At 41.3% G+C, this 2,173-nt stretch carries 5 protein-coding genes; 4 read left to right on the forward strand and 1 reads right to left on the reverse strand.

The genetic code is table 11. From position 1 onward, the window contains the following. Positions 1–214 (reverse strand): hypothetical protein (locus K1M91_RS21075; protein WP_232804224.1); only part of this gene is annotated, 214 nt, incomplete at its 3' end. Between the two features lie 107 nt (positions 215–321). Between K1M91_RS21075 and K1M91_RS21080 the strand changes: the two genes are divergently transcribed. The 4 genes from K1M91_RS21080 (at position 322) to K1M91_RS21095 (ending at position 2,085) form a co-directional block, all read left to right on the forward strand. Continuing rightward, positions 322–753, forward strand: coding sequence for a hypothetical protein (locus tag K1M91_RS21080; protein ID WP_232804225.1), 432 nt, complete (start codon positions 322–324; stop codon positions 751–753). Positions 754–842: 89 nt separating this feature from the next. Then, positions 843–1,214, forward strand: coding sequence for a hypothetical protein (locus tag K1M91_RS21085; RefSeq protein ID WP_232804226.1), 372 nt, complete (start codon positions 843–845; stop codon positions 1,212–1,214). A gap of 102 nt (positions 1,215–1,316) precedes the next feature. Continuing rightward, positions 1,317–1,724: a DUF2059 domain-containing protein gene (locus K1M91_RS21090; RefSeq protein WP_232804227.1), complete on the forward strand. Its 408-nt coding sequence runs from the start codon at positions 1,317–1,319 to the stop codon at positions 1,722–1,724. Between the two features lie 67 nt (positions 1,725–1,791). Beyond that, positions 1,792–2,085 carry a hypothetical protein gene (locus K1M91_RS21095; protein WP_232804228.1) on the forward strand — a complete coding sequence of 98 codons (294 nt, stop codon included), beginning with the start codon at positions 1,792–1,794 and terminating at the stop codon, positions 2,083–2,085. The last annotated feature ends 88 nt before the right edge of the window (positions 2,086–2,173 follow it).

A 2,173-nucleotide genomic window follows, 5' to 3' on the forward strand; every position in this document is an offset into this window, starting at 1 on the left:
CCATCAAAATGAGGGGATAACTTGAGTATGAAATATCAGCCACACTCTGCCGCGCAGCGGCTTCGTTCAACAAGGCGTTTAAATGGAACAAAAACAGTGGGTTACGCTTCGCTACGCTACACATTATAACCCACAATTTTTGTCCGCTTAACGCGGCGTTGAGGCTGTAGAATTTCTCTTTTTTAAGAAATATAGCCTGTTTTATGGGTTCCAAATGCATTACCTATTGTCTTAAAAGCGCTTAGGATTGATTGCTGGGCCCCGTTTTTTAGTCAAATTTGGCTGTTGGAGTTATTCTACAGTCTCGTTACGTGGTAGAAGATGGATCTCCTGAGAAAAATTGTTAGGGTCTGGGATGCTCTTGAAGTGCCCAAGATTGTTTCGGTAGATACCTATGACGATGAGGGGGCTTGTGTGATATTTTCAGGTTCTCGTTTCGACGAGCATTCTGATGAAACCATCAATTGCCACTTATCTTCATTCACTTTCATGACCGATGAATCGTTTCGATACTACTTTGGTAGTCTTTTGATAACAGCTATCCGCGATGGTGGGGAGTCGATTGAGGTTATGGCGCTCCATCTTGAAGCACCGAAGGGTGATATTAGTCGCCCTAGCTTTTCGCAAAAGATTGGCGGGTTTAGTGCGGAACAGCTCGAGTGTATTCGGGAAGTGCTGGAAGTACTCATCAATCGAGGTGATATGTTTGATGATGCTTTGGCTGTGACGTCTGTGCGTCAGCTACTCACGTAACAAGGCCAATCATAAGGGATAGCGCAAGCTGTCATAAAATTTGAAACAAATTTTCCGCCAGCTAGCACTACCCATGTTGGCGGCGTTAAATGTCTATGAATATCTCAGAAAGCACATATTATAGAAGGCAACATGTTACGGGCCACGGTTGTGTATTGGTTTCTATAAAATTTGGGGTAACTCCGGATAATGGAGTACTTGTTGTAAAGCGTCTTGGCTTAAACCAAGATGATGCTCAAATTCAATTTGACGTAGAGCGTCACAAAGAAGAAATAATAGAGGGCGTGCAAGAAGCCAATAATAAGTATGGCGGTGTTCTGCAAGTTCAAGAAATTGAGGTGGTGCCAAATGACTACCCTAAAGAGGGCAAGCTAGGTATGCAGCATTTCAAATTGCAGAGCACGTGCTTGGTAAAAACATTTAACAAGTTTAGGCACGGCGACCCAAAACACTCCGCTTGAATTTGTGTGGAAAAGACAATCGCACAAATCCAAGCTCCGGCCTTGGGCGCGTGCTAAAGGCGTTATAACCTGTTCTTAGCCACAACCCATAGGACATAAAATATGAAAAAACTAATTATCGTAATATTGCTCAGTACTTCGTTTTCAGCCTTCGCTGATGAAAAGATGGATCTTGTTCTGCAAATGCTACAGGTTACGGAGGCAAAGAAAAATCATGAGCTAGTTATAGATTCTTACATTACAAATTTTTCGAAAAATCCAGCAATGGACAATGACCAATTCAAAAACTATTTTAGGCAAGCTATGAGCTGGGATGCTCTCATAGACCCGATGACTAAAATTTATATGGAGTCATATACAACCGAAGAACTTCAGGCACTAGTCGACTTTTTTGGAAGTCCAATTGGCCAGTCATTTATTAAAAAATCACCTGAGGTAAATCAAAAATCTGTTGCCGTAATGTCTGAGAATATTCAAAAAGCCATGTCTATTTTACAAGGTCAGCAATAGGTTATAACCAGTCAGTGTTTGGGACCGCGTACCGCGGCCCCAAACTGAGGCGTTATGCGGTATGCGAATGAGAGTTACAATTTATCTATCTCTATTTTTACAACTAGCTTTATTGGTAGGCTTTTTCTATTTTGGGCACAAAGCTGATTTAGCAATGGATATTAAGACTGGGATTGGAGATTATTATCTTTGGGATTACTACAGCCGAATAGGTGATAAGTATTTATTGGGTGCATTTGTAATTTGGTTTTCAACTAATGTCGTTGCATTCAAACGGAAATTGTATGGGCAACGAATTGTTCAGTTATCAATTTCAGCTCCATTTGTAATATTTGTATTGGGGGCGTTTTCATCTTTTTGAGTGTGAAACCGCATAACACATATGAGCCTCCCGGCCGTCAATAGGTACTAGCTATTTCTTTGGCTGCGTTAGCAGCCAAATTCAAGTC

The sequence above is a fragment of the Motilimonas sp. E26 genome (genome assembly GCF_021278025.1).
Lineage (GTDB): Bacteria > Pseudomonadota > Gammaproteobacteria > Enterobacterales > CBDFNC01 > Motilimonas.